Source organism: uncultured Escherichia sp. (assembly GCF_948475835.1).
Classification (GTDB): Bacteria; Pseudomonadota; Gammaproteobacteria; order Enterobacterales; family Enterobacteriaceae; genus ECMA0423.
Genome location: NZ_CAOLGM010000019.1, coordinates 40,728 through 45,949, shown reverse-complemented (window position 1 = coordinate 45,949; position 5,222 = coordinate 40,728). Strand labels below are relative to the sequence as shown.

Annotated in this window: 9 protein-coding genes and 1 pseudogene (1 of these 10 only partly in view); 4 read left to right on the top strand and 6 right to left on the bottom strand. The window is 49.9% G+C overall.

Translation table 11 applies throughout. The features are described 5' to 3' along the window. Window positions 1–300: zinc ribbon domain-containing protein (locus QZF50_RS06210; protein WP_129936001.1), on the top strand; the 300-nt coding region annotated here is incomplete at its 5' end. Window positions 301–526: 226 nt separating this feature from the next. Then, on the top strand, window positions 527–775 hold the full coding sequence (locus QZF50_RS06205) for a GlsB/YeaQ/YmgE family stress response membrane protein (RefSeq protein WP_000512153.1): 249 nt from the start codon (window positions 527–529) through the stop codon (window positions 773–775). Window positions 776–833: 58 nt separating this feature from the next. Here the strand turns inward: QZF50_RS06205 and yoaJ are convergent, their stop codons facing one another. Genes yoaJ through dgcP form a run of 3 tightly spaced genes read right to left on the bottom strand, consistent with a single transcriptional unit; the run spans window position 834 to window position 2,067 of the window. Next, window positions 834–908, bottom strand: a complete 75-nt coding sequence (gene yoaJ / locus QZF50_RS06200) for a protein YoaJ (RefSeq protein WP_001386836.1) — start codon at window positions 906–908, stop codon at window positions 834–836. Window positions 909–910: 2 nt separating this feature from the next. Continuing rightward, a complete protein-coding gene (locus tag QZF50_RS06195; RefSeq protein WP_001219350.1) occupies window positions 911–1,009 on the bottom strand; it encodes a YoaK family small membrane protein in 99 nt (32 codons plus the stop codon). Between the two features lie 32 nt (window positions 1,010–1,041). After that, on the bottom strand, window positions 1,042–2,067 hold the full coding sequence (gene dgcP, locus QZF50_RS06190) for a diguanylate cyclase DgcP (RefSeq protein WP_001306169.1): 1,026 nt from the start codon (window positions 2,065–2,067) through the stop codon (window positions 1,042–1,044). 182 nt (window positions 2,068–2,249) lie between these two features. Between dgcP and yoaF the strand changes: the two genes are divergently transcribed. Next, window positions 2,250–2,504, top strand: a complete 255-nt coding sequence (yoaF, locus tag QZF50_RS06185) for a DUF333 domain-containing lipoprotein YoaF (protein WP_000691930.1) — start codon at window positions 2,250–2,252, stop codon at window positions 2,502–2,504. A 21-nt stretch (window positions 2,505–2,525) separates the two neighbouring features. Here the strand turns inward: yoaF and QZF50_RS06180 are convergent, their stop codons facing one another. Together QZF50_RS06180 and nimT are read right to left on the bottom strand one after the other, a co-directional pair. Beyond that, window positions 2,526–2,873, bottom strand: a complete 348-nt coding sequence (locus QZF50_RS06180) for a DUF488 domain-containing protein (protein ID WP_001297652.1) — start codon at window positions 2,871–2,873, stop codon at window positions 2,526–2,528. Between the two features lie 54 nt (window positions 2,874–2,927). Beyond that, window positions 2,928–4,109, bottom strand: a complete 1,182-nt coding sequence (gene nimT, locus QZF50_RS06175) for a 2-nitroimidazole transporter (protein WP_000128477.1) — start codon at window positions 4,107–4,109, stop codon at window positions 2,928–2,930. A 96-nt stretch (window positions 4,110–4,205) separates the two neighbouring features. On the opposite strand from nimT, the gene nimR reads away from it, so the two are divergent. After that, on the top strand, window positions 4,206–5,027 hold the full coding sequence (gene nimR / locus QZF50_RS06170; RefSeq protein ID WP_000972246.1) for a DNA-binding transcriptional regulator NimR: 822 nt from the start codon (window positions 4,206–4,208) through the stop codon (window positions 5,025–5,027). Here nimR and QZF50_RS06165 read toward each other — a convergent pair. Beyond that, window positions 4,984–5,222: pseudogene (locus QZF50_RS06165) on the bottom strand (DUF441 domain-containing protein); it runs 220 nt beyond the window's last position. The gene nimR and the pseudogene QZF50_RS06165 overlap by 44 nt on opposite strands.

Sequence of the window (5,222 nt, the reverse complement as noted above, 5' to 3'; positions counted from 1 at the left end):
TGGTATGAAATGCGCCGCCAGCTTGAGTACAAGCAGCTCTGGCGTGGCGGTCAGGTGCTTGCTGTTCCGCCAGCGTACACAAGCCAGCGTTGCGCGTGCTGTGGTCATACAGCGAAAGAAAACCGCCTGTCACAAAGTAAATTCAGATGCCAGGTATGTGGATATACAGCGAACGCCGATGTAAATGGCGCTCGTAACATTTTAGCGGCGGGGCACGCCGTTCTTGCCTGTGGAGAGATGGTGCAGTCAGGCCGCCCGTTGAAGCAGGAACCCACCGAAATGATTCAGGCGACAGCCTGAACGTAGCAGGGATCCTCGTCATTCAGGGCGTGGAGGATGTCAAGACACGGAAAACGAACATGATGTTTGTGGTTGGTAATTATCACCGATCGTTGATGGCGCAATTTCTGCGCCATCGCAAAAAAATCCTCCGTGATGCTCGTCACAAATCTTGCCCTCCCGATGTTGTGCTATGCTTTTTATCAGCGACTAACCCGCTAATGCAAAACAGATAAGTGAGGAAACAATGGGCATTCTGTCATGGATTATTTTTGGGCTTATTGCCGGTATTCTGGCGAAGTGGATCATGCCAGGTAAAGATGGTGGTGGATTCTTTATGACTATTCTGCTGGGGATAGTCGGTGCCGTAGTCGGCGGATGGATCAGCACACTGTTTGGCTTTGGTAAAGTCGATGGCTTCAATTTTGGCAGCTTCGTGGTTGCCGTTATTGGTGCGATTGTCGTGCTATTTATCTACAGGAAGATTAAAAGTTAACGCTTAAATTGCACAAAGGCTGCACACAGGCAGCCTTTGCTATTTTTTAGAGGTGACGTTACCACCATCCCAGCTCAGTGCCGAGAACGACAATAATCGCCACACCCATCATAATAATCGTTGTTTTTTTCATCTTTATGCTCCCGGGGCAGCATAGCCGCCAATAAAAAACCATGCTAAAAATACGACCGCTGTAATAAAGATTACAACCGGAAAAATAATACCGATTCGCATGTTATCACCAATCAAAAGGATGTGAATACGCCTCAGGAATGTAGCGCTGGATGCGCGACAAAAGGTGTTTTCTGTTTGTGTTTTTTCTCCTGATACATCGCAATATCGGCAGCATGCAGGGCACTGTCTGCATCGGTTGTTTCAGGATCGACTTCTACTATGCCAAGACTGGCACCGGGATAATACAAATCAACATCACCTAAGTGATATTCTCCACGTATTTGCTGTTGAATACGTTCTCGCAGCGACGAAATATCCGCATTCTCGTTGTTTAGTGAAACAACCAAAAACTCATCACCGCCGAGACGACCAATAACTTCGCCATTTTGCTGGAGCGTATTAAGGCGCTCGCCAACCTGAATGAGAAACAGATCGCCACTATTATGACCAAAACGGTCATTGATTAATTTGAAGTTATCCAGATCGATAAACGCGATCATTATCTTATGGTTAAGATGCCGGGCGAGAGAAAACAGCGTCGTCAGATTTTCAAAAATCGCCCGCCGATTCGGTAGCCCGGTTAACGAGTCGGTATACGATTGCGCAATCAGCGCAGCATTGGCTTCGCGCAGCTGTTCAACCAGCGCCTCTTTTTGAATATATTGTGCAATCAGTCCAGCGAATAACTGTAAAACCTGTTCCGCGCGTTCACTCCACTGGCGCTTCTCACTGCTGGCGGCGCAAAGCGTGCCATAGAATGATCCATCCGGTAAGTGAATTGGCGTGCTCAGAAATGTGGTGATGCCAAGATTGCGTGCCGCAATACAGTCGCCCCAACGGTCAGGGACTTCATCGCTGAAAAAGCAGTTTTCATCAATGGCGCGTTTGCATAACGAGTAATCCCACGAGACGGTAAAATTCTCCGGGATGTGCATTTTCTGGCTGTTACGGGCAAACATAATATGCTGCAGGCGCGCTTCGACATCCACTTTGGTCAGGTAGGTTGATTCCATATCAGTGACCATTTCCAGCATCTCCAGAAGCTGTCGGACCAGACTTTCCAGTGACTGTTCTTTGGCAAGGGATTGCGAGACGCGGGCGATAATCTGATCTGACACGAAACAACTCCAGGATACGGCGGGTAAATGCTGATTATTTAATCTTTGCAGGCATGATAAAACATCATCAACAAAGATGAAACAAGGCGTAATATGATTTGAGTGAATGTAATAAAAATAGTGCTGCAAAACAAAACGATACCGCGATACTCTAAGTCTGGATAAATATGTGAGATCAATAAATGAAAATTATCAGTTTTGTTCTGCCTTGCTTGCTGGTCCTGGCTGGTTGTTCAACCCCTTCTCAGCCAGAAGCACCTAAACCGCCGCAGATTGGTATGGCAAATCCGGCGTCGGTCTATTGCCAGCAGAAGGGCGGGACGCTCATTCCAGTGCAGACAGCGCAAGGGGTCAGCAACAATTGCAAATTACCGGGCGGTGAAACGATTGATGAATGGGCATTGTGGCGACGGGACCATCCGGCTGGTGAAAAATAACCGCCGGATGCTGTACTAAAATCACAAGCTACGTAGCCAGTCGGCCAGCACCAGCGCATGGTTCTGCGTGGTGTTTTTTGCTGCGTAGAGCAGGGTCAGCGGCTGTTTTTTGGCGATGTCCGCCAGCCGCTTTCCTTCTTGCTCGTGTTGCGCCAGTTCTGCAAGATATTGCTCGCGAAAGGTTGCAAAATCGACGACTTCGCCGTGAAAGGCTTTGCGCAGTTCCGTTGACGGCGTGATTTCTTTATCCCACTCATCAAGGGCTAAATCGGTTTTTTTGATACCGCGCGGCCAGAGGCGGTCGACCAGTACGCGATAACCATCGCTCTGTTCAGCCGGATCATAAACGCGTTTGCACTGAATATTCATCGTGTTTGTTCTCCCTTTCACGCATGATTTGTCACGTCACTATAGCACCGGATATTAGCGAATTTCTTTGTCTCTCCCGGCGCAAAGTCCGAAAATCGCCATCAGTAGTGAAAGTATGGCAACACCCATCAGTGGTACGGACCAGTCACCGTTAGCATCGTGTATTTTACCCATCAGCGGCGGCCCACAGGCTGCCAGCAAATACCCGACGGATTGTGCCATCCCCGAGAGTGCCGCCGCCTGATGCGCAGAACTTGCCCGAAGACCAATGAACGTCAACCCCAGTATCATTGTTGCGCCGGAACCAAAACCGAAAAGCAGAGTCCAGGTGATCGCGTGCGCTGGCATAAAGCAGAGCCCAACAGCGCCCACTGCGCACATCAAGGCAACGAACGCTGCAATACCACGCTGATCTTTCACATGATGTAAGAAAAGAGGGATCAGCAAACCGGGAGCTGCTGTGGCTAGTTGCAGCAAACCATGCAGTGAACCCGCCTGTGCTTCGCTATAGCCGCGACTGATGAGGATCGCCGGAAGCCAGCCAATAATCACGTAATAGACCAGTGAGTTGATCCCAAGAAACAATGTGACCTGCCAGGCAAGCGGCGAACGCCAGATACCCCGAGTATGTAAGGCGCGCGAGGTACTCAAATTTGCATGTTGTTGGCTTCGCCACTGTGGCAGCCATAAAAAAAGAGCCAGCAGAGGAAAACACATCAGCATGAACAACGCGCCTTGCCAGCCAAAACCGTTCAAAGCCAGCGGCACGACCATAGCCGATCCCAGTGCCGCTGCAGCTCCCATTGTCAGGGAATATGCGCCGGTAAGTCTGGCGACGGAATGAGGGAAATCGCGTTTAATTAATCCTGGCAGTAAGACATTGCCTAATGCAATCCCACCGCCAATGACCGCTGTACCGCCAAATAATAAGTAAGGCGAAGGGAGAGAACGAATTGCGATACCTGCACAGATCAAAAGTAACGCGGCAAACAGGCTACGTTCCATACCAAAACGTCGCGCCACCGGGGCAGCCAAAGGTGAGATTAGCGCAAAGGCCAATAATGGCAGGGTGGTTAATAAGCCGGTTTGCGCTGTCGTCAGCGAGTAAGCGGAACGAATCGTATCGAGTAACGGTGCTGCGCCGGTGAAGGTGACGCGTAATGTAGTGGCAATCATCAGAATGCCAGCGATAAGGACAATCCTGTTTTTGCCGCTTAATGAAGTTGAACAGGTCATATGCTTCTCATTGTTACAAACGAGGCTGTACCTTACCGTTTTTATTGTTATGTTGAATCAAGCTAAAATGACAAATTATCGCTAAATTCGGACAAAATGATGCACAGGTTGAATCTCAATGGCTATGAACCCGACCGACACCATGAAGCCGCGGTCGCATTTTGTATTCACGCCGGAACGGATGAGTTAACCAGTCCTGTACATCAGCACCGCAAAGGACAGCTGATACTAGCATTACATGGTGCAATTACCTGTACGGTGGAAAATGCTTTGTGGATGGTGCCGCCGCAATATGCGGTTTGGATACCGGGCGGGGTGGAACATAGCAATCAAGTGACAGCTAACGCTGAACTCTGTTTTCTGTTTATCGAACCCAGCGCAGTGACAATGCCGACAACATGTTGCACATTGAAAATATCGCCCTTATGCCGGGAATTGATTTTAACCCTGGCAAACAGGACGACGACTCAGCGTGCTGAGCCGATGACCCGCAGATTAATTCAGGTCCTGTTTGATGAACTCCCTCAGCAGCCACAACAACAGCTGCACTTGCCCGTTTCTTCTCATCCTAAAATCCGCACGATGGTGGAGATGATGGCGAAAGAGCCCGTCGAGTGGGGCTCATTGGGGCAATGGGCTGGCTTTTTTGCGATGAGTGAACGCAATCTTGCCCGGCTGATAGTGAAAGAGACGGGGTTGAGTTTTCGCCAGTGGCGTCAGCAGTTACAGCTGATTATGGCGCTTCAGGGATTAGTGAAAGGCGATACTGTACAGAAAGTTGCTCATACGCTGGGGTATGATTCAACAACGGCCTTTATTACTATGTTTAAGAAAGGCCTGGGGCAAACGCCAGGCCGATATATTGCGGGATTAACTACTGTTTCCCCACAATCAGCGAAACCAGACCCGCGGCAATAAGCGGGCCGACCGGTACGCCGCGAAACAGCGCCACGCCTAAAACAGTGCCTACCAGCAGCCCGGCGACCAGTTGCGGCTGGCTGCCCATTAAGGTCACGCCGCGCCCACCCAGCCAGGAGACAATAACGCCTACTGCAATTGCCACCAGCGATTTCCAGTTCAGAAACGAGTGTATCAAGGTTGAGGGCGGTAGCG

Bases quoted from the DNA above. Each gene is read 5' to 3' on its own strand.
- QZF50_RS06205 (WP_000512153.1), top strand. From the start codon at position 527: ATGGGCATTCTGTCATGGATTATTTTTGGGCTTATTGCCGGTATTCTG.
- QZF50_RS06195 (WP_001219350.1), bottom strand. From the start codon at position 1,009: ATGCGAATCGGTATTATTTTTCCGGTTGTAATCTTTATTACAGCGGTC.
- yoaF (WP_000691930.1), top strand. From the start codon at position 2,250: ATGAAAATTATCAGTTTTGTTCTGCCTTGCTTGCTGGTCCTGGCTGGT.
- QZF50_RS06180 (WP_001297652.1), bottom strand. From the start codon at position 2,873: ATGAATATTCAGTGCAAACGCGTTTATGATCCGGCTGAACAGAGCGAT.
- nimT (WP_000128477.1), bottom strand. From the start codon at position 4,109: ATGACCTGTTCAACTTCATTAAGCGGCAAAAACAGGATTGTCCTTATC.
- nimR (WP_000972246.1), top strand. From the start codon at position 4,206: ATGATGCACAGGTTGAATCTCAATGGCTATGAACCCGACCGACACCAT.